Genomic DNA, 21,896 nt, shown 5'->3' with positions numbered 1-21,896 from the left:
CCACCGATGAGCACCGAGACCACGCCTCAAACGGGGCCGCACACCGCGGAAGAACTAGCATCTAGCACCGTGTCAGCCACGGAAACCAATCACCGGATCGCCCGGCTGGTTGCTTCCGTCGCCGGGCTGCTCGGCGTGCTGCTGGCGATCGCCACCCCGCTGCTGCCGGTCGACCAGACCACCGCCCAGCTGAACTGGCCACAGAACGGCACCTTCGGCAGCGTCGAGGCGCCCCTGATCGGTTACGTGGCCACCGATTTGAACATCACCGTCCCGTGTCAGGCCGCCGCCGGGCTGACCGGCGGGGGTAACGCCGGCAAGACGGTGTTGCTGTCGACGGTGCCCAAGCAGGCGCCCAAGGCGGTCGACCGGGGCCTGCTGATCGTGCGGGCCAACGACGAGCTGGTGCTGGTGGTGCGCAACGTCCCGGTGGTGAGCGCCCCGCTGAGCCAGGTGCTCGGCCCGGCCTGCCAGCGGCTGACGTTCACCGCGCACGCCGACCGGGTGACCGCCGAGTTCGTCGGCCTGACCCAGGGACCCAATTCCGAGCATCCCGGCTCGCCGCTGCGGGGGGAGAAGAGCGGCTACGACTTCCGGCCTCAGATCGTCGGCGTCTTCACCGATCTCAGCGGGCCGACCCCGCCCGGGCTGAGCTTCTCGGCGACCGTCGACACCCGCTACAGCAGCAGCCCCACCCCGCTGAAGATGGCGGCGATGATCCTGGGGCTGGTGCTGACCGCCGCCTCCCTGGTCGCGCTGCACCGGCTCGACACCGCCGACGGAACCCGGCACCGCCGCTTCCTACCCGCGCGCTGGTGGTCCATCGGCGCGCTGGACGCCCTGGTGATCGCGGTGCTGGTGTGGTGGCATTTCGTCGGCGCCAACACCTCCGACGACGGCTACATCCTGACCATGGCCCGGGTGTCCGAGCACGCCGGCTACATGGCCAACTACTACCGCTGGTTCGGCACGCCCGAGGCACCGTTCGGCTGGTACTACGACCTGCTGGCGCTGTGGGCCCACGTGAGCACCACCAGCATCTGGATGCGGTTGCCGACCCTGGTGATGGCGCTGACGTGCTGGTGGGTGATCAGCCGGGAGGTCATGCCCCGCCTCGGCCATGCGGTCAAGCAGAACCGCGCGGCGGCCTGGACCGCGGCGGGCACGTTCCTGGCGGTCTGGCTCCCGCTCGACAACGGGCTGCGCCCCGAGCCGATCATCGCCCTGGGCATCCTGCTGACGTGGTGTTCGGTGGAGCGCGCGGTGGCCACCAGCCGGCTGCTGCCGGTGGCGATCGCGTGCATCATCGGCGCGCTGACCCTCTTTTCCGGGCCGACGGGCATCGCCTCGATCGGCGCCCTGCTGGTCGCCATCGGGCCGCTGCGCACCATCCTGCACCGCAGGATCACCCGGTTCGGCGCGCTGCCGCTGGCGCTGCCGTTGCTGGCCGCGGTCACCGTCACCGCCATCCTGATCTTCCGCGACCAGACGCTGGCCGGCGAGGTCCAGGCCACCATGCTCAAGCGCGCCGTCGGCCCCAGCCTCAGTTGGTTCGACGAACACATCCGCTACGAGCGGCTGTTCATGGCCAGCCCCGACGGGTCGGTCGCCCGCCGCTTCGCCGTGCTGGCGCTGGTGCTCGCGCTCGGGGTCACGGTCGCAATGTCGTTGCGCAAGGGCCGAATTCCGGGCACCGCCGCTGGGCCGAGCCGCCGCATCGTCGGGATCACCATCATCTCGTTCGTCGCGATGATGTTCACCCCCACCAAGTGGACCCACCACTTCGGCGTGTTCGCCGGGCTCGCCGGGCCGCTGGGCGCGCTCGCCGCGGTCGCGGTGACCGCGGTGGCCATGCGGTCACGGCGCAACCGCACCGTGTACGCCGCCGTGGTGCTGTTCCTGGTGGCGCTGTCGTTCGCCAGCGTCAACGGCTGGTGGTACGTCTCGAATTTCGGTGTGCCCTGGTCGAATGCGTTCCCGGCATGGCATTACGCGTTCGCCACCGCCCTGCTCGGGCTGACCGTGGTGGTGCTGCTGGCGGCGGCGTGGTTCCACTTCGTCGCCCCCGAGAACGGGCCACCCAAGACCCGTCTGGGCGCACGCGTGGCGGGAATCATCCAGTCCCCGTTGGCAATTGCGACGTGGGTGCTGGTGGTGTTCGAGGTGGCGTCGCTGACCCTGGCGATGACCGACCAGTATCCGGCCTGGTCCGTCGGCCGCTCCAACCTGCAGGCGCTGACCGGCAAGACGTGCGGGCTGGCCGAGGACGTTCTGGTGGAGCAGGACCCGAACGCGGGCATGCTCTCGCCGGTGGGCGCCTCGGCGGCGGACGCCCTCGGCGCCGGCCTGTCGGAAGCCTTCACGCCCAACGGAATTCCCGCCGACGTCCGCGCCGACCCGGTGATGGAACGGCCGGGTGACCGCAGCTTCGTCAACGACGAGGAGAAGACCGGCAGCAACCAGGCGGGAACCGAGGGCGGCACCACCCCCGCGCCGGGGATCAACGGATCGTCGGCCCAGCTGCCCTTCAACCTCGACCCCGCGCGCACCCCGGTGCTCGGCAGCTGGCGCTCGGGCATCCAGATTCCCGCGCACCTGCGGTCCGGGTGGTATCGCCTGCCCGCGCGCGACGAGGCGGGCCCGCTGCTGGTGGTGAGCGCGGCCGGGCGTTTCGACCCCCGCGAGGTCCAGGTGCAGTGGGCCACCGACGCGCAGGCGGCGGGCGGGCACCCCGGCGGCTCGTTCCAATTCGCCGACGTGGGCGCGTCCCCGGCCTGGCGCAACCTGCGCCTGGCGCTGTCGGCGATCCCCGACTCCGCCACCCAGATTCGATTGGTCGCCGACGACGAGGACCTGGCGCCGCAGCACTGGATCGCCCTGACACCGCCGCGCATTCCGCGGCTGCGCACGCTGCAGGACGTGGTGGGCTCCGCCGACCCGGTGTTCCTGGACTGGCTCGTCGGGCTGGCCTTCCCGTGTCAGCGACCGTTCGGCCATCAGAACGGCGTCGACGAGACACCGAAGTGGCGCATCCTGCCCGACCGGTTCGGCGCCGAGGCCAACTCGCCCGTGATGGACAACAACGGCGGCGGCCCGCTGGGCGTCACCGAACTCCTGGTGAAAGCCACCACGATGGCCACCTATCTCAAGGACGACTGGTCCCGCGACTGGGGCTCGCTGCAGCGGCTGACGCCGTATTACCCCGGCGCGCAACCCGCCGACCTACTGCTGGGAACGGCGACGCGCAGCGGTCTGTGGAACCCGGCGCCGCTGCGCAAGACGTAGGCGCCGTCGCGGGCGCGACCCTTGAACGCGGATATCCGTAAGCCTATGCTTACGGTTCGTGACCACTTACCAAACCGCTGACGCGTGGCTGGCGTTGGCGGACGGGACGCGGCGGGCCATCGTGGAACGGCTCGCGCACGGCCCGTCGGCGGTCGGTGAGTTGGCGCGCGACCTGCCGGTCAGCAGACCCGCCGTGTCGCAACACCTCAAGGTGCTCAAGTCCGCCGGGCTGGTGCGCGACCGGGCCGCGGGAACCCGTCGCGTCTATCAGCTCGACCCCACCGGCCTCGAGGCGCTCCGCGCCGACCTCGACCGGTTCTGGACCCAGGCGCTCGCCGGCTATGCGCGGACCATCGACGAGACCAACGAAGGATCGACATGACATCCCAGCGGACGCCCAACGTCACCCACCACGTCGTCGTCAACGCCCCCATCGAGCGCGCGTTCACCGTCTTCACGCAGCAGTTCGGCGCGTTCAAGCCACGCGAGCACAATCTCTTGGCGGTCCCCATCGCCGAGACCGTGTTCGAGCCCCGCGTCGGCGGCCACATCTACGACCGCGGCGTCGACGGAAGCGTGTGCCGGTGGGCGCGGATCCTGGTCTACGAGCCGCCGCATCGCGTGGTGTTCAGCTGGGACATCGGCCCGACCTGGCAGCTGGAAGCCGACCCGGCCAAAACCAGCGAGGTCGACGTCCGCTTCACCGCCCAGCCCGACCGACGCACCCGGGTGGACCTCGAACACCGCCAGCTCGACCGCCACGGGCCGGGCTGGCCCTCGGTGGCCGACGGGGTCGACGGCGACGCGGGATGGCCGCTCTACCTGGCCCGCTACGCCGACCTGCTGAGCGGCGGTGACCCGCGATGACCGCCGACCTGATGCCCATGGCCCGCGCCGAACGGGCCGACCTGGCGGACTTTTTGGCCACCCTGGCGCCGCGGGACTGGGAGGCGCCCAGCCTGTGCGCGCGGTGGAGCGTGAAAGACGTTGTCGCGCATGTGATCAGCTACGAGGAGCTCGGCACCCTGGGGCTGGTGAAGCGATTCGCGAAGGGCCTGGTGGTGCGGGCCAACCAGGTGGGCGTCGATGAATTCTCGCACCTGACCCCGCAACAATTGCTGGAGTTTCTGCGCAACCACCTCGAACCACGCGGATTGACAGCGGGTTTCGGCGGAATGATCGCCCTCGTCGACGGCACGATCCATCACCAGGACATCCGCCGCGCGCTGGACCGGCCGCGCGAGGTCCCGCCCGACCGCCTGGAACGGGTCCTCTCCCTGGTGCCCGGCAACCCCAGGATCGGCGCGGGACGGCGAATCAGGCGCCTGCGCCTGCGCGCCACCGACCTCGAGTGGACGCACGGCGACGGGCCCGAGGTGACCGGCCCCGGCGAGGCGCTGCTCATGGCGATGTCCGGGCGCCCGGCCGCGCTCGCCGACCTCGACGGTCCCGGGCACGCGACCCTGGCGGCCCGGCTCGGCGGATAGCAGCGCCCGCTGCCCGGCCCCGCGTCCCGATGGCACAAAGCCGCGTCGCTTACGATCGAGCCTCGTGCCCCACGACCGTAATGAGCGATCGCAGCGCATCCCACGATCGGTGGCCGCGGTCGCGGGAATCGCGGGGCTGTTGTTGTGCCTCCTCGTCCCGGTGCTTCCGGCGAAACAGACCACCGCGACGGTGCTGTGGCCGCAGGGCACGGTGGACGGGCACGTCAGCCAGATCACCGCGCCCCTGGTGTCGGGGGCGCCCCGCGCGCTGGACATCTCCATTCCCTGCCCGGACATCGCGACCCTGCCCGCCAGCGGGGGTTTGGTGGTCTCGACGCTGCCGCCCGGCGGGATGGACGCCGGGAAGAACGGGCTGTTCGTGCGCGCGAACAAGGACGTCGTCGTCGTGGCGTTCCGCGACACCGTCGCGGCGGTGGCGCAGCGCTCGGCCATCGCCGCCGGGGGCTGCAGCGTGCTGCACGCCTGGGCCGGCGTCGGGGCGGCCGGCGCCGAGTTCGTCGGCATACCCGGCGCCACCGGGGTCCTGCCGGCCGAGAAGAAGCCTCAGGTCGGCGGGATCTTCACCGACCTGAAGGTGCCCGCGGGGCCGGGGCTTTCGGCCCGGGTCGACATCGACACCCGATTCATCACCGCGCCCACCGCGGTCAAGAAGATCGTGATGGCGCTGGGCGTCCTGTCCGTGCTGACGGCCATCGTGGCGCTCGCGGTGCTGGACCGCCGCAGCCGGGGCGGCGGCACGCTGCTCAACTGGCGCTCCCCCATCGCCTGGCTGTCCCGGTACCGGCCCGGCACGCACCTGGCGAACTGGCGGCGCGTCGGGCTGGCGACGTGGATCGCCGACGCCGGGGTGATCGCAACCCTGTTGCTGTGGCACATCATTGGCGCCACCACATCGGACGACGGCTACAACCTGACCATCGCCCGCGTCGCTCCGCGCGCCGGTTACGTCGCCAACTACTACCGCTACTTCGGCACCACCGACGCCCCCTTCGACTGGTATCTCGGGGTGCTGTCCAAGCTCGCCTCGGTGAGCACGGCGGGCGTCTGGATGCGGCTGCCCGCCACGCTGGCCGGGATCGGCTGCTGGCTGATCATCGGCCATTGGATGCTGCGCCGGCTGGGCCCCGGCAGGGGTGGACTGGCGGCCAACCGCGTCGCGGTCTTCACCGCGGGCGCGGTGTTCGTCGCGGCCTGGCTGCCGTTCAACAACGGGCTGCGGCCCGAACCGCTGATCGCCCTCGGCGTCCTGGTCACCTGGATGCTGGTCGAACGCGCGATCGCCCTGCGACGGCTCGCCCCGGCCGCGGTGGCCATCATCGTGGCGCTGCTGAGCGCGATGCTGGCGCCGCAGGGTCTGATCGCCGTGGCCGCGCTGCTGACCGGGGCGCGGGCCGTCGCGCAGACGATCCGGCGTCGCCGGGCAACCGACGGGCTGCTGGCGCCGCTGGCGGTGCTGGGCGCGTCGCTCTCGGTGATCCTCGTGGTGGTGTTCCGCAGCCAGACGCTGGCCACGGTGCTGGAGTCCGCCCGCATCAAATACAAGGTCGGGCCGACGATCGCCTGGTACCAGGACTGGCTGCGCTACTACTTCCTCACGGTCGAGTCCAATCCCGACGGATCGATGGCGCGGCGGTTCGCGGTGCTGATCCTGCTGCTGTGCCTGTTCGGGATGCTCGTCATCCTGCTGCGCCGCGGCCACGTTCCCGGCGTGGCCAGCGGCCCGGCCTGGCGGCTGATCGGCACCACCGCGATCGGCCTGCTGCTCGTCACGTTCACCCCGACGAAGTGGGCGATCCAGTTCGGTGCCTTCGCGGGGCTGGCCGGGGCGCTGGGCGCGGTCACCGCGTTCGCCTGCTCGCGGATCGGCCTGCACAACCGCCGCAACCTGACCCTGTACGTCACCGCGCTGCTGTTCGTGCTGGCGTGGGCCACCTCCGGGATCAACGGCTGGTTCTACGTCGGCAACTACGGGGTGCCGTGGTACGACATCCAACCTGTCGTCGCCAGCCACCCGGTGACGTCGATGTTCCTGACGTTGTCGATCATCACCGGACTGCTGGCCGCCTGGCAGCACTTCCGGATGGACTACGCCGGCCACACCGAGGTCAAGGACAACCGGCGCAACCGCGTCCTGGCGTCGACCCCGCTGCTGGTGGTCGCGACCATCATGGTCGTCGGCGAGGTCGCCTCGCTGACCAAGGGCGCGGTGTTCCGCTACCCGCTCTACACCACCGGCAAGGCCAACCTCACCGCGATCACTTCGGGCCTGTCCGCCACCAGCTGCGCCATGGCCGACGACGTGCTGGCCGAGCCCGACCCCAACGCGGGCATGCTGGCCCCGGCACCGGGCCAGACCTTCGGGCCCGACGGGCCGCTCGGGGGCGTCAATCCGGTGGGCTTCAAACCCGAAGGCGTGGGCGAGGACCTGCAATCCGACCCGGTGGTGACCAAGCCGGGACTGGTCAACTCCGACGCCTCCCCGAACAAGCCGAACGTCGCCTACAGCGACTCGGCGGGCACCGCCGGCGGCAAGGGCCCGGTCGGGGTCAACGGCTCCCACGCGGCGCTGCCGTTCGGGCTGGACCCGGCCCGCGCCCCGGTGATGGGCAGCTACGGCGAGAACACGCTGGCCGCCACCGCCACCTCGGCCTGGTACCAGCTGCCCGCGCGCACCCCCGACCGGCCCCTGGTGGTCGTCTCCGCCGCCGGCGCGATCTGGTCCTACAAGGAGGACGGCACCTTCACCTACGGGCAATCGCTGAAGCTGCAATGGGGCGTCACCCGCCCGGACGGCACCACCCAGCCGCTGGCCGAGGTGCAGCCGATCGACATCGGCCCGCAGCCGGCGTGGCGCAACCTGCGTTTCCCGCTGGCGTGGGCGCCGCCGGAGGCGAACGTGGCGCGCATCGTCGCCTACGACCCGAACCTGAGCTCCGAGCAGTGGTTCGCGTTCACGCCGCCGCGGGTGCCGGTGCTGGAAACCCTGCAGCAACTGGTCGGGTCGCAGACGCCGGTGCTGATGGACATCGCGACCGCCGCCAACTTCCCGTGCCAGCGGCCGTTCTCCGAACACCTTGGCGTTGCCGAACTTCCGGGGTACCGCATCCTTCCCGACCGCAAGCAGACGGCGGCGTCGTCGAACCTGTGGCAGTCCAGCGAGGCCGGCGGGCCCTTCCTGTTCGCCCAGGCGCTGCTGCGCACGTCGACGATCTCGACGTATCTGCGCGGCGATTGGTATCGCGACTGGGGATCCGTGGAGCAGTACTTCCGGTTGGTGCCGGCTGATTTGGCGCCGGACGCCGCGATTGAACAGGGTGTGATGACAGTGCACGGCTGGAGCCGGCAGGGACCGATTCGGGCGTTGCCATGAGCGCGCCGAGGATGCGCGACGACGTGCGAACGACGCGTTGGGTGGCGACCATCGCCGGCCTGATCGGGTTCGTGCTGTCCGTCGCCACCCCGCTGCTGCCCGTCGTGCAGACGACCGCGACGCTGAACTGGCCCCAGAACGGACAGCTGAACAGCGTTACGGCACCGTTGATTTCGCTGACCCCGGTCGACATGACCGCCACCGTTCCCTGCTCGCTGGTGCGCGACCTGCCACCGGAGGGCGGGGTGGTGGTCGGCACCGGGCCCAAGAAGGGCAAGGACGCCGCGCTCAACGCGCTGTTCGTCGTCGTCAACGGCAAGCGCGTCGACGTCACCGACCGCAATGTGGTGATCGCCAGCGTGTCCCGGGACCAGGCGATGTCGCCACAGTGCCAGCGCATCGAGATCACCTCGACGAAGGCCGGCACGTTCGCCACCTTTGTCGGGCTCAATGATTCGGCGGGCAAACCGATCGGTGGCGGATTCCCCGACCCGAACCTGCGACCGCAGATCGTCGGTGTGTTCACCGACCTGACCGGTCCGGCCCCGGCCGGCTTGACGCTGTCGGCGACCATCGACACCCGGTTCTCCACCACCCCAACCACTTTGAAACTGGTCGCGATGGTGTTGGCGATCGTGGCGACCATCGTTGCGCTGGTCGCGTTGTGGCGACTCGACCAGCTGGACGGGCGGCGGATGCGCCGGCTCATTCCGGCGAATTGGCGCACGTTCACCCTCGCCGACGTCGCGGTGATCTTCGGGTTCGTGCTCTGGCACGTGATCGGGGCGAACTCGTCCGACGACGGCTACATCCTCGGCATGGCGCGGGTGGCCGATCGCGCCGGCTACATGTCGAACTACTTCCGCTGGTTCGGCAGCCCCGAGGACCCCTTCGGCTGGTACTACAACCTGCTGGCGCTGATGACCCACGTCAGCGACGCCAGCCTGTGGATGCGACTGCCGGACCTGTTCGCCGGAATCGTGTGCTGGCTGTTGCTGTCTCGCGAGGTGCTGCCCCGGCTGGGGCCTGCGGTGGCCGCCAGCAAGCCGGCGAACTGGGCGGCGGGCATGGTGTTGCTGACGGCGTGGATGCCGTTCGACAACGGTCTGCGCCCCGAGCCGATCATCGCGCTCGGTTCGCTGGTCACCTACGTGCTGATCGAACGTTCCATGCGGTACAGCCGGCTGACTCCCGCGGCGCTGGCGGTCATCACCGCCGCGTTCACGCTCGGTGTGCAGCCCACCGGCCTGATCGCCGTGGCCGCCTTGGTCGCCGGTGGCCGTCCGATCCTGCGCATCCTGGTCCGCCGTCATCGCCTGGTGGGCACGTGGCCGCTGGTGGCGCCCATGCTGGCCGCCGGCACGGTCATCCTGACCGTGGTGTTCGCCGACCAGACGCTGCGGGCGGTGTTGGAAGCCACCAGGATTCGGACCGCGATCGGGCCGAGCCAGGCGTGGTACACCGAGAACCTGCGCTACTACTACCTGATCCTGCCCACCGTCGACGGTTCGCTGTCGCGCCGCTTCGGCTTCCTGATCACCGCGCTGTGCCTGTTCACCGCCGTGTTCATCATGTTGCGGCGCAAGCGGGTTCCGGGTGTGGCCCGCGGCCCGGCGTGGCGGCTGATGGGCGTCATCTTCGGCACCATGTTCTTCCTGATGTTCACGCCCACCAAGTGGGTGCACCACTTCGGCCTGTTCGCCGCGGTGGGGGCGGCGATGGCCGCGCTGACCACGGTGCTGGTGTCGCCCGCGGTGCTGCGGTGGTCGCGGAACAGGATGGCGTTCCTGGCGGCGGTGCTGTTCCTGATGGCGCTGTGCTTCGCCACCACCAACGGCTGGTGGTACGTCTCCAGCTACGGCGTCCCGTTCAACAGCACCATGCCGAAGATCGGCGGAATCTCGGTCAGCACAATCTTTTTCGCGCTGTTCGTGCTGGCCGTGCTGTACGCGATCTGGTTGCACTTCGCGTCCCGCGACCGCGGCGAAGGCCGGGTCGCGCGGGCGCTGACGGCCGCACCGGTGCCCATCGCGGCGGGATTCATGGCGCTGGTGTTCATCGCGTCGATGGTGGCCGGCATCGTGCGCCAGTACCCCACCTACTCCAACGCCTGGGACAACCTGCGCGAGTTCAGCGGGGGCTGCGGCCTGGCCGACGACGTGCTCGTCGAGCCGGACAGCAACGTCGGCTACATGGCGCCGCTACCGGGCAACTACGGGCCGCTGGGGCCGCTGGGCGGGGAGCACCCGGTGGGATTCAGTCCCAACGGTGTGCCCGAACACATTGTCGCCGAAGCCATTCGGATCACCCCGAATCAACCCGGAACCGACTACGACTGGGACGCGCCGACCAAGCTGAGCGCGCCGGGCATCAACGGCTCGACGGTGCCGCTGCCCTACGGCCTGGATCCCGATCGGGTTCCGCTGGCCGGCAGCTACACCACCGCGGCGCAGCAGCAGAGCAGGCTCACCTCGGCGTGGTACCGGTTGCCCAAACCCGATGCCGGCCATCCGCTCGTGGTGGTGTCCGCCGCCGGCAAGATCGACGGCAACAGCGTGCTGCACCACCACACCGACGGCCAGAAGGTGGTGCTCGAGTACGGGCGGCCCGGGCCCGCGGGTGACACCGGGGCCGGCATCGTGCCCGCCGGGCGGCTGGTGCCCTACGACCTGAACGGCGAGCAGCCAAAGGCCTGGCGCAACCTGCGTTTCGCCCGCTCCGACATGCCGGCGGACGCGGTCGCCGTGCGGGTGGTGGCCGAGGACCTGTCCCTGACGCCTGAGGACTGGATCGCGGTGACCCCGCCGCGGGTGCCGGAGATGCGTTCGCTGCAGGAGTACGTGGGCTCGACGCAGCCGGTGCTGATGGACTGGGCGGTCGGGTTGGCCTTCCCCTGCCAGCAGCCGATGCTGCACGTCAACGGCGTCACCGAGATCCCCAAATTCCGCATCACCCCGGACTACACGGCCAAGAAGATGGACACCGACACCTGGGAAGACGGAACCAACGGGGGGCTGCTGGGCATCACCGACCTGCTGCTGCGGGCCCACGTGATGTCGACGTACCTGTCCCACGACTGGGGCCGCGACTGGGGGTCGCTGCGCAAATTCGACACCATCGCCGACGCGCATCCCGCGCAGCTCGATCTCGGAACCGCCACCCGCACCGGGTGGTGGTCGCCGGGCCCGATCCGCATCAAGCCGTAACCGCGGCGGAAAAGCGTGAATTATCGGCGTGTCTAAATGGCGTGCCGCGGCCACAATTCCTCCGCGGAATAACGCACCGAATTAACGCCTGAGTAATTGCTGGGCGAGGGTTTGAATCGGCCAATCGCGGGACAATACTCATTCCGATGTGATCCAGTTCACACGACGGGAAGGGGTAGTCCCGATGCGCACGCAGTCACGCCTGAAAACCCCCGCGGCCGCGCTCACGGTGCTGGTTTTGCCGGCCACGACATTCGCCATCGGCACGGCGGGGGCCGAGGGCGCCGGCACCACCGTCGTTTTCGACGCCAAACTTCGGCGTTGCGATTTCAGCCTGGTGAGTTTTGCGGTGCAGATGCCGCACCCCTCGCTGGGGACGGGGTACGCCGTCGTGCGCACGGCAGGGTCGAGGGTGGTCGCGGACGTCCATTTGGTGAACCCGCCGGAGCCCGGCACCCATTTCGACGTGGGACTGATCCAGGTGCCCCGCCCCTCCTCCGCGCCGTGCGGGCCCGGCGACCCCGGGACCGCCTTCGCCGGCCTGGACACCGACGGGGCGGGCAGCGGGAACACGACCGTCCAGGACAGCATCCGGCCCGGCACGACCGGCGTGTGGGTGATCATCGAGCAACCGAACGCCCACGCGCAGAGCCCGGCGGAGTTCTACACCTCCGAGTTCGTCGTGCCGGTGAGGGCGTAGGGCAGATGAGAGGCGAAAGTGTCCGCATCCCAACGGGACACACGACAGCAGCGAATCGCGGCCGATGACGCCACCGGCGACCTGTCCGCGGTCCGGGGCTCCGCGTTGCCTGCGGACGGTGTCCCCGAGGAGATCGACACGTCGTCGGCGGCGGCCGAGGCGGCGGCGCTGGAGCGCGGCTCGGCCATGCTCGTGGTCAAACGGGGACCCAACGTCGGATCGCACTTCGTCCTGAACCAGCCCGTCATGACCGCCGGACGCCACCCGGCCAGCGACATCTATCTCGACGACATCACGGTCAGCCGACGGCATGCCGAATTCCGCAGCGAGAACGGCGAATTCCGCGTCGTCGACCTCGGCAGCCTCAACGGCACCTATCGCAACCGCGAAGCCGTCGACTCCGCGGCGCTGGCCAACGGCGACGTGCTGCAGATCGGCAATTTCCGGCTGGTGTTCCTCGCCGCCCAGACGCCGTGATGCGACGATGTACACCTGCGAATTCCGGCCCGGCCAAACGATCTTCGCCCAGGGCGACCCGGGTGACCGGCTCTATCTGATCGCCGAAGGCACGGTGACGATCAGCCTCCGCGACCCCGCGGGCCGCACCGGCGTGCGGGCCATCCTGGGACCCGCGGACATCTTCGGCGAGCTGGCGGTGTTCGACCCCGCCCCTCGCGCGTGCACCGCCACCGCACTCACCGAGGTGCGAGCCCTGTGGCTGGACCGCGCCTCCCTGCGCGCGTCGATGGCGCGGGATCCGGCGCTCGCCGAACAGCTGCTGCGGGCGCTGACCCGGCGAGTGCGGGCCGCCGAACGACAACTCGTCGAAATGGTTTCCAGCGATGTGAACGCCCGCGTCGCCCGCCAGCTGTTGGCGCTGGGCAGGCGGTTCGGCACCCGCGAGGGCGGCGCGCTGCGGGTCGCGCATGAACTCAGCCAGGACGAGCTGGCCCAGCTGGTGGGCGCCGACCGGGTGTCGGTGAACAAGGCATTGGGCAGCTTCACGACACGCGGCTGGATCTCGTTGAGAGGCAAGACCGTTGTGATCATCAACCCCGACGCGCTGGCAAGACGCGCCGGGGACGTCGGGGGCGCCGACGGCACCCGCTACGCCCTACCCCACGACGATCGGCTCGGCGCGTAGCGTCTGTCCCATGAGCGACTACGCCGTGGAGGCGGTGGACAGGCTGCCGTTCTCCACCGAGGAAAAATCGCAGCGCTACGCGACGGAGAACTACGGCGGGGCCGTCGGTCTCAATTGGTACAGCACCGATCCCACGCTGCAGTTCACCATGGCCTACTACCTGCAGCCCGACGAGCTGAGGCTGGCCGAGCGCCATCTGACGCGCATCGGCGAGCTGATGGGGGGCCCGGTGGCGCGGTGGGCCGAGGAGACCGACCGCAACCCGCCGCGGCTTCAGCGCTACGACCGGTGGGGCCACGACGTCAGCGAGGTGGTCATGCCGACGTCGTTCACCCAGTCCAAGCGGGCCGTCCTGGATGCCCAGCGGGCGCTGCGGACCGAGGCGCACGAGGCGAAGATGAGCTCGTCGCTGACGCTGTTCGCGTCGAATTATCTGCTCAATCAAGCCGATATCGGCATGGGCTGCGCGCTGGGCACCGGCGGCGGCATGGTGCAGTCGCTGGTGGCGGCCTACGCGCCGGCCGACGTGGCCGAACACGTGCTGGCCAAATTCGCCTCCGGCGAGTGGGCCGGGGAGACGGCCCAGCTGCTCACCGAGCGCACCGGCGGCTCCGACCTGGGCGCCCTCGAGACGACCGCCACCCGTCACGGCGACTCGTGGCTGCTGAACGGGTTCAAGTGGTTTGCGTCCAACTGCGCCGGGGAGGCGTTCGTCGTCCTGGCCAAACCCGAAGGCGCACCGGACTCTTCGCGGGGCGTCGCCAATTTCCTGGTGCTGCGCACCCGCCGCGACGGCTCCCGCAACGGGGTGCGGGTCCGGCGCCTGAAGGACAAGCTCGGCACCCGTTCGGTGGCCTCGGGCGAGGTCGAGTTCGTCGACGCCGAGGCGTTCCTGCTGTCGGGCGAACCCACCGCCGAGTCCGGCCCCGCCGACGGCAAGGGGCTGGGCCGCATGATGGAGCTGACCAACGCCGCGCGGCTGGGCATCGCGTTGTTCGGGCTCGGCAATGCGCGGCGCGCCCTGGTGGAGTCGCTGTGCTACGCGCGGCAGCGGCGCGCCTTCGGCGGGGCGCTGATCGACAAGCCGTTGATGCGGCGCAAGCTCGCCGAGATGATCGTCGATGTCGAGGCCGCCCAGGCGCTGGTGTTCGACGGCACCGGCGCCACCAACCATCGCCAGCCGCGCAGCCTGCGACAGCGCATCGCGGTGCCGGTCACCAAGCTGAAGGTGTGCCGGCTGGGGATCACCGCGGCGTCGGACGCGATCGAGATCCACGGCGGCAACGGCTACATCGAGACCTGGCCGGTGGCAAGGCTTTTGCGTGACGCGCAGGTCAACACCATTTGGGAGGGCCCGGACAACATCCTGTGCCTGGACGTGCGCCGCGGGATCGAGCAGACCCGCGCGCACGAGACGCTGCTGGCCCGGCTGCGCGACGCCGTGTCGGTCGCCGACGACGACGAAGCCACTAGGCTGGTCGCCGGCCGGATCGAGGATCTCGACGCGGCGATCACCGCGTGGTCCAAACTTGACCGGGAGCTGGCCGAGGCGCGGCTGTTCGGACTGGCGCAATTCATGGGCGACGTCTACGGCGGCGCGTTGCTCATCGAGCAGGCCGCCTGGGAGCGCGCCACCCGCGGCGGCGGGCGCAAGGCGCTGGTGGCGCGGCTCTACGCGCAGCGCTATCTGGCCGATCGCGGGGCGCTGCGCGGTATCGATGCCGACTCCGACGAGGCGCTGGAGCGCTTCGACGAGTTGCTCGAGGGCGCCTTCACCGACGGCGGTGCGGACTAGATCGGGATGAGCCCGTGCTTGCGGGCCGTGCGGAACCACAACTGCTTGTCCCGCAACAGCTTCATCGACTTGCGCAGCAGCAGCCTGGTCTGGTGCGGGTCGATGACCGCGTCGATGAAGCCGCGTTCGGCGGCGGTCCACGGGATCGCCATGTTGAGGTTGTAGCCCTCGATGAAGTCCTTCTTGATCTGCTGCGCCTCGGGGGTGGTCGGGTCGGGGAACCGCTTCATCAGCAGCTGCGCGGCCCCTTCGGCGCCGATCACCGCGATCCGCGCGGTGGGCCAGGCGAAGTTGAAGTCGGCGGTCAGCTGCCGCGAGCCCATCACCGCGTAGGCGCCGCCGTAGGACTTGCGCACGGTGATCGTCACCTTGGGCACGTCGGCCTCGACCACGGAGTAGAGGAATCGCCCGCCGCGCTTGATGATTCCCCGCTTCTCCTCCTCGGCGCCCGGGAGGAACCCGGGGGTGTCCACCACGAAAACCAGCGGGATGTTGAACGCGTCGCAGAACCGGATGAACCGCGCCGCCTTGTCGGAGGCCTCGTTGTCGATCGACCCGGACATGTACATGGGCTGGTTGGCGATCACGCCCACGGGGTGGCCGTCGACCCGGGCGTAGCCGGTGATGATGGCCGGCCCGTGCTGCGCGGCGACGTCGAGGAAGTCGCCGTCGTCGAAGATCCGCAGCAGGATCTCGTGCATGTCGTAGGCCATGTTGTCCGAGTCGGGCACGATCGAGTCGAGCTCGAGGTCGGTCGGGGTGATCTCCGGCTCCAGGCCGGGGTTGACCACCGGCGGCTTGCCGAAGGTGCTCGACGGCAGGAACGACAGGAAGTCGCGCACGTACTGAAACGCCTCGGCCTCGGAGTTCACCACCTGGTGGATGTTGCCGTAGCGGGCCTGCGCGTCGGAGCCACCCAGCTCGTCGAGGGTGACCTCCTCGCCGGTGACCTCGCGGATCACGTCGGGGCCGGTGACGAAGAAGTAGCCCTGGTCGCGCACCGAGACCAGCAGGTCGTCCTGGATCGGCGAATACACCGCTCCCCCAGCGCATTTGCCGAAGATCAGGGAGATCTGGGGCACCAGGCCGGACAGCGCCTCGTGCCGGCGGCCCAGCTCGGCGTACCACGCCAGCGAGGTGACCGCGTCCTGGATCCGGGCGCCACCGGAGTCCTGGATGCCGATGATCGGGCACCCGATCATCGCGCACCACTCCATCAACCGGGCGACCTTGCGGCCGAACATCTCGCCGACGGTGCCCTGGAAGACCGTCTGGTCGTGGGAGAACACCCCGACCGGGCGGCCGTCGATCATGGCGTGCCCGGTGACGCACCCGTCGCCGTAGAGCGCGTTCGGGTCGTTCGGCGTCTTGGCCAGCGCCCCGGTCTCCAGGAAGGTGCCCGGGTCGACCAGCGCGTGCACGCGGGCGCGGGCGCTGGGGATGCCCTTCTTGTCGCGCTTGGCGACGGCCTTCTCACCGCCGGGCTCCTGGGCCAGTTCCAGGCGGCGATGGAGCTCGGCCAGCTTCTCGGCGGTGGTGTGCTGGATGGGGGCCGGCGCCATCTCCGTCACTACTTGCCTACCTCACTTGTCTGGGTGCTTTCCGCGTCCACCTTATTCAGCACCTCGGTCAGGTGTGCGCCTACCTTGCCGATGATCGGCTCGTCGATGGCCTGGATGTGCTCGCCGCCGATGGGGACCACCTCCAGGTCCGCCACGTACTCACCCCAGCCGCCGTCGGGCTGGCGGATCGCATAGCGCGGCTCGAACTCGATGACGTCGTCGTGGTAGCGATCGGCCATGTAGAGGGTCACGTGGCCGTCGTAGGGCTCGATCACGACGGTCTCGAGCGCCCGGTTGTCCAGGTACGAGGTCCGCTGGTGCTCGACGATGCCGCCCGGGATCTGCACGCCGCTCTGCTGGACGATGTCGAGGACGAACTTGACCTGCCCCTCGTCGTCGAGCTCTTCGAGCTGCTCGTAGGGGATCGCGGGGATCTCGACGTTGAAGGTGCGCTCCGCGAATCTGGCGTAGCGGTCCCAGCGCTTGCGGGTCTCCTCCTTGGTCTGGGGGATCTCCTCGCCGGGGCGCACCGTGTCGATCATCCCGACGAACCGCACGTCGGCGCCGGCCCGCTTCAGCCCGATCGCGCACGCGTACGCCAGGGCGCCGCCGAGCGACCAGCCGGCCAGGATGAACGGCTTGCCGTCGTTCATCTCCAGCAGCTTGGGCACATACTGGGCGGCCCGCTCCTGGATGGTGCCCTCCACGCGCTCGAGTCCGTACATCGGGGTGCCCGCCGGCAGCCGGTTGAGCAGCGGCTCGTAGACCACGGTCGACCCGCCGGCCGGGTGGAACACGAACACCGGTATCTGCGAGTCGTTCTCCGGGGCCCGGATGGTGCGGACGAAGCCGTCGATCTGACCGGCCTCCAGGTACTGGCGGACCTTTTCGGCCAGCTCCTCAATGGTCTCCGACGTCAGCACGTCCTCGGCGGTGATCGTGCCGTCGGCACGCTCCGAGAGGCGCTGCGCCATCTTGGCCGCGGTGTCCTCGTCGAGCTTGGGCAGCGGGTTGAAGATGCCGCCCGGCGACTTGCCGGTGACGATCGCCCAGGTGGCGAAGGTGACCCGCTCGGCGGCGTCACGCGGGGGCACATCGGAATTGAGCGCCTTGGACACCGCTTCCTGGCTGAGCGCTCCCGCCAGGTTCGCCGTGGCGCCGTTGCCCGAAGGTCCCGACGGATCCGTCGGCGGCGGCGGAATCGGCGCGTCCGACGACGGCGGTGCCGGCTGGGTCTGCGGCTCGGCCTGCGGGTCGGGCGCCGGCGCGGTCACCGAGTCGACCGTCGCGCCGCTGAGCAACCGCGCCTGTTCCTGCGCGATCTCGTCGGCGGTCAGCGTCTTCTGGTGCTCGTGCAGCTGCTCGACCTCGTCGCGGTGCTCTACCGCGTACTGGATCAGCGTCTCGATGTTGTACAGGTTGGCGTCGCGCACCGCGGTCAACTGGATGGGCGGCAGGTCGAAGTCGTATTCGACGCGGTTCTTGATCCGCACCGCCATCAGCGAGTCCAGGCCGAGCTCGATCAGCGGCACCTCCCACGGCAGGTCCTCGGGCTCGTAGCCCATGGCCGCCGAGACGATCAGGCCCAGCCGCTCGCCGATGGTCTCGCCGGAGTCCGGCGACCACCTGCCGACGCTCGACGGCAGGTAGCGGTTGGTCAGGCTGTCCGACAGCGTCTCGGCGTCGGTCTCCTCGGCGGGGGCTTCCGCCACCGGCCCGTCGGTCACCGGGGCCGCAATCGCCGCGCCGGCGCCCACCGCGGTCGGCAGCGCGGCCACGCTCTGGCCGGCCCGCGACACCAGCGCGTCGTAGACCAGGGTGAAGGACTCGTCGATGCGGGCGTGCACCTGAACCGAGGCGCCACCCGGGTGCCGGGTCATGGTCGTCACCAACCGGGCGCCGGCGCCGGGCACCGCACGCTGCTCGGACGCCACCAACTGGGCATCCGAAAGCACCTGTGTCGCGGCCGATCTCACCAACGCGGCCAGGTCGGTCTCGCCGTTGCGCGGCGCGTACTCCCAGACGTGCCGGCCGTCCGGCAGTGCGACGTGGGTGCCGGGCATGATCACCGAGCCGTCGCCGGAGAAGTGCACGTCCAGCCAGTGCTCTTTGCGCTTGAACCTCGTCGGCGGGATGTTCGCGTAGTCCTCGGGGCCTTGCGCGCGGGTGAACAGCGTCCGGATGTCCAGCTCGTGGCCGTGCACGTAGAGCTGGGCCATCGCCGAGATCATCGACTCGACGTCGTCCTGCTTTTTGGCCAGCGTCGGAATCAGTTGGGCGTCATGCAAACCCGCGGCCGCGGTGGTCAAACCGATCTGCATCAGCGCCACCGGGTTGGGCGCCAGCTCCAGGAACGTGGTGTGGCCGCTGTCGACGGCGTTGCGCACGCCGTGGGTGAAGTAGACCGAATGCCGCATTCCCTTGACCCAGTAAGCGACGTCGTGGATCGGCTCGCCGCCGGGCTTGATGTAGCTGCCCTCGTGCACCGTCGAGAAGATCCCGACGGTGGGGCTCATCGGCTTGATGCCCTGCAGTTCCGCGGAGAACTCACCGAGCAGCGGATCCATCTGCGAGGTGTGGCCGGCGCCCTTGGTCTGCAGCTTTCGAGCGAAGCGACCCTCGGACTCGGCGCGGGCGACGATGGCGTCGATCTGCTCGGGCGGACCGCCGATCACGGTCTGGCTGGGCGCGGCGTAGACGCACACCTCCAGGCCGGGGAAGTCGGCGAACACCGTCTTGAGCTCGTCGGCGGAGTACTCGACGAGCGCCATGAACCGGATGTACTCGCCGAACAGCATGGCCTCGCCCTCACCCATCAGGTGCGAGCGCGAGGCGATCACGCGGGCGGCGTCGCGCAGCGACAGCCCGCCGGCGAAGTACGCCGACGCGGGCTCACCCAGCGACTGACCCACCACCGCAGCGGGTTTCGCGCCGTGATGCTTGAGCAGCTCGCCCAGCGCGATCTGGATGGCGAAGATGACGACGTTGGAGGTTTCGATGCCGTACTCGTGGGAGTCGTCGAGGATCAGCTCGAGCACCGAGTAGCCGCGCTCGTCCTGAATCAGCGCGTCGACCTTCTCGATCCACTCGGCGAAGACCGCGTTGCGCAGGTACAGGTTTTTGCCCATCTTGCGGTGCTGCGCACCGAAACCGGCCATCGCCCAGACCGGGCCGCTGGTCACCGGGCCGTCGACGCTGAACACGTTCGGCCGCTGCTTGCCCTCGGCGACCGCCCGCAGGCCCTTGACGGCCTCCTCGTGATCGTGGGCCAGCACCACCGCGCGCGAGCGGCCGTGGTTGCGCCGCGACAGCGCCCGGCCGATCGATTCCAGCGACGACGCCTGCCCCTCCGGGCTTTCCATCCAGTCCGCGAGCTCGGCGGCCGCGGCCTTCTTGCGCGAGGTCAAAAAGCCCGACACCGCGAGCGGGATCAGCGGCCTGGTCGGCTCCGCCTCCTCTTGCGCGGCAAGCTCTTCCAGCGCGATCGCCTTGAGGCGCAGCGCCTCTTCGGTCACGCCCGGCAGCTCGTAGTCTTCCTCTTCGTCCGGCGCCTCGGCGTCGGGGATGATGTTGCCGAAGTCATCGAACCGCAGCGAGTGGGCCTCGAGCGTGGGGGCCTCGGCGGCTGCGGCGGCCTCTGCTTGGGGGGCGGGCTCGGGCTCGCGCTCCACCACGTCGCGCGGCAAGACCTCGCGCACCACCAGGTGCGCGTTGGCCCCGCCGAAGCCAAAGCTGGACACCCCGGCCAGCGCGTAACCGCCGTAGCGCGGCCAATCAGTCGCGCTGTCAACGACTTTCAGGCGCATGCCGTCGAAGTCGATGTAGGGGCTGGGGCCGGCGAAGTTGATCGACGGCGGCAGCTTGTCGTGCTGCAGCGCCAGCACCACCTTGGCCAGGCTCGCCGCGCCGGCGGCCGACTCCAGGTGTCCCACATTGGTTTTCACCGCACCCAGCAGCGCAGGGCGGTCGGCGGGGCGGCCGCGGCCGACGATGCGGCCCAGCGCCTCGGCCTCGATCGGGTCACCCAGGACGGTGCCGGTGCCGTGCGCCTCGATGTAGTCCACGGTGCGCGGGTCGATCCCGGCGTCCTTGTAGGCCCGTCGCAACACCTCGGCCTGGGCGTCCTGGTTGGGGGCGATCAAGCCGTTGGAGCGGCCGTCGTGGTTGACCGCGCTGCCGGCGATCACGGCCAGGATCTGGTCGCCGTCGCGGCGGGCATCGTCGACCCGCTTGAGCACGAACATGCCGCCACCCTCGGAGCGGGTGTAGCCGTCGGCGTCCGACGAGAACGACTTGATCCGGCCGTCGGGGGAAAGCACCTGACCGATCTCGTCGAAACCGAGTGTGACCAACGGCGTCAGCAGCGCGTTGACGCCACCGGCGACCGCGACGTCGCACTCGCCGTTGCGCAGCGCCTGCACCGCCTGGTGCGTCGCCACCAGCGAGCTCGAGCAGGCGGTGTCCAGCGCGACCGACGGGCCGCGGAAGTCGTAGAAGTAGGACACCCGGTTGGCGATGATCGAGCTGGCGGTGCCGGTGATCGCGTACGGGTGGGCGACGGTCGGGTCGGAGACCGCCAGGAATTGGTAGTCGTTGTTGGAGAAGCCGACGTACACGCCGACGGCCTCGCCGCGCAGGCTCGACGCCGGGATGCGAGCGTGCTCGAGCGCCTCCCAGGTCAGCTCCAGCGCCATCCGCTGCTGCGGGTCGATGTTGTCGGCCTCGGTCTTGGCGACCGCGAAGAACTCCGAGTCGAAGCCCTTGATGTCCTTCAGGTAGCCGCCGCGGGTGCGGGCGGCGCCGACGCGCGCCGCGATGCGCGGTTCGTCGAGGAACTCCGACCAGCGGCCCTCGGGCAGGTCGGTGATGGCGTCGCGGCCCTCCATGAGCGCTTGCCAGGTTTCGTCGGGGCTGTTCATGTCGCCGGGTAGCCGGGTGGACAGCCCCACGATCGCGATGTCGACGCGCTCGGCCGGGCCGGTGCGGGTCCAGTCCATAGCGTCGTCGGCGGCGGTGTCTATTTCGGGCTCGCCCTCGACGATGCGGGTGGCCAGCGACTCGATCGTCGGATGCTGGAAGGCCACCGCGACCGACAGCGTGACTCCGGTCATGTCCTCGATGTCGGCGGCCATCGCCACCGCGTCGCGCGACGACAGGCCCAGCTCGACCATCGGCACCGACTCGTCGATGTCGTCCGGTGACCGGCCGACCGCCTTGCCCACCCAATTGCGCAGCCACTGGCGCATCTCGGGGACGGTCATGTCGGTCCCCTTGGCGGCGGGCGGGTGATCGGTGCTTTCGGGGTGCTCGGTGTCAGCCATGGTCC

At 69.9% G+C, this 21,896-nt stretch carries 12 protein-coding genes; 10 read left to right on the top strand and 2 right to left on the bottom strand.

Annotated features, from left to right (window positions below; all coding sequences use genetic code 11):
* Nucleotides 1-6 precede the first annotated feature (6 nt).
* The 10 genes from W7S_RS01145 to W7S_RS01100 all read left to right on the top strand — a co-directional run bounded on the left by W7S_RS01145 (nt 7) and on the right by W7S_RS01100 (nt 15,008).
* The gene (locus W7S_RS01145) at nt 7-3,285 is read left to right on the top strand and encodes an arabinosyltransferase domain-containing protein (RefSeq protein ID WP_085976417.1); all 3,279 of its coding nucleotides are present in this window, start codon (nt 7-9) and stop codon (nt 3,283-3,285) included.
* Nucleotides 3,286-3,343: 58 nt separating this feature from the next.
* Nucleotides 3,344-3,667 carry a helix-turn-helix transcriptional regulator gene (locus tag W7S_RS01140; protein ID WP_008263061.1) on the top strand — a complete coding sequence of 108 codons (324 nt, stop codon included), beginning with the start codon at nt 3,344-3,346 and terminating at the stop codon, nt 3,665-3,667.
* The gene (locus W7S_RS01135) at nt 3,664-4,152 is read left to right on the top strand and encodes an SRPBCC family protein (RefSeq protein ID WP_008263060.1); all 489 of its coding nucleotides are present in this window, start codon (nt 3,664-3,666) and stop codon (nt 4,150-4,152) included. The genes W7S_RS01140 and W7S_RS01135 overlap by 4 nt, the downstream gene beginning before the upstream one ends.
* Complete coding sequence (locus W7S_RS01130) at nt 4,149-4,772, top strand: maleylpyruvate isomerase family mycothiol-dependent enzyme (protein ID WP_008263058.1); 624 nt, start codon at nt 4,149-4,151, stop codon at nt 4,770-4,772. Before W7S_RS01135 ends, W7S_RS01130 begins: the two co-directional genes overlap by 4 nt.
* Nucleotides 4,773-4,836: 64 nt before the next feature.
* The gene (locus W7S_RS01125; RefSeq protein WP_041297649.1) at nt 4,837-8,163 is read left to right on the top strand and encodes an arabinosyltransferase domain-containing protein; all 3,327 of its coding nucleotides are present in this window, start codon (nt 4,837-4,839) and stop codon (nt 8,161-8,163) included.
* On the top strand, nt 8,160-11,369 hold the full coding sequence (gene embB / locus W7S_RS01120; RefSeq protein WP_026071071.1) for an arabinosyltransferase EmbB: 3,210 nt from the start codon (nt 8,160-8,162) through the stop codon (nt 11,367-11,369). Before W7S_RS01125 ends, embB begins: the two co-directional genes overlap by 4 nt.
* Before the next feature lie 184 nt (nt 11,370-11,553).
* Nucleotides 11,554-12,069, top strand: coding sequence for a hypothetical protein (locus W7S_RS01115; RefSeq protein WP_014378858.1), 516 nt, complete (start codon nt 11,554-11,556; stop codon nt 12,067-12,069).
* An 18-nt stretch (nt 12,070-12,087) separates the two neighbouring features.
* Nucleotides 12,088-12,546: an FHA domain-containing protein gene (locus tag W7S_RS01110; protein WP_008263040.1), complete on the top strand. Its 459-nt coding sequence runs from the start codon at nt 12,088-12,090 to the stop codon at nt 12,544-12,546.
* A 7-nt stretch (nt 12,547-12,553) separates the two neighbouring features.
* Nucleotides 12,554-13,213, top strand: coding sequence for a Crp/Fnr family transcriptional regulator (locus tag W7S_RS01105; RefSeq protein ID WP_009956775.1), 660 nt, complete (start codon nt 12,554-12,556; stop codon nt 13,211-13,213).
* A 10-nt stretch (nt 13,214-13,223) separates the two neighbouring features.
* The gene (locus tag W7S_RS01100) at nt 13,224-15,008 is read left to right on the top strand and encodes an acyl-CoA dehydrogenase family protein (RefSeq protein WP_014710809.1); all 1,785 of its coding nucleotides are present in this window, start codon (nt 13,224-13,226) and stop codon (nt 15,006-15,008) included.
* On the opposite strand, the gene W7S_RS01095 is transcribed toward W7S_RS01100, so the two are convergent.
* Together W7S_RS01095 and pks13 are read right to left on the bottom strand one after the other, a co-directional pair.
* Nucleotides 15,005-16,570 (bottom strand): acyl-CoA carboxylase subunit beta, encoded by a 1,566-nt coding sequence (locus W7S_RS01095; protein ID WP_014378854.1) that lies wholly within the window; start codon nt 16,568-16,570, stop codon nt 15,005-15,007. The genes W7S_RS01100 and W7S_RS01095 overlap by 4 nt on opposite strands.
* Nucleotides 16,571-16,578: 8 nt before the next feature.
* Nucleotides 16,579-21,891, bottom strand: coding sequence for a polyketide synthase Pks13 (gene pks13 / locus W7S_RS01090; protein ID WP_009956781.1), 5,313 nt, complete (start codon nt 21,889-21,891; stop codon nt 16,579-16,581).
* Between the last annotated feature and the right edge of the window lie 5 nt (nt 21,892-21,896).

The organism is Mycobacterium sp. MOTT36Y, assembly GCF_000262165.1.
Lineage (GTDB): Bacteria > Actinomycetota > Actinomycetes > Mycobacteriales > Mycobacteriaceae > Mycobacterium > Mycobacterium intracellulare.
Note: the sequence above shows the minus strand (reverse complement) of the source record. Positions and strands in the feature narration are given on the sequence as shown.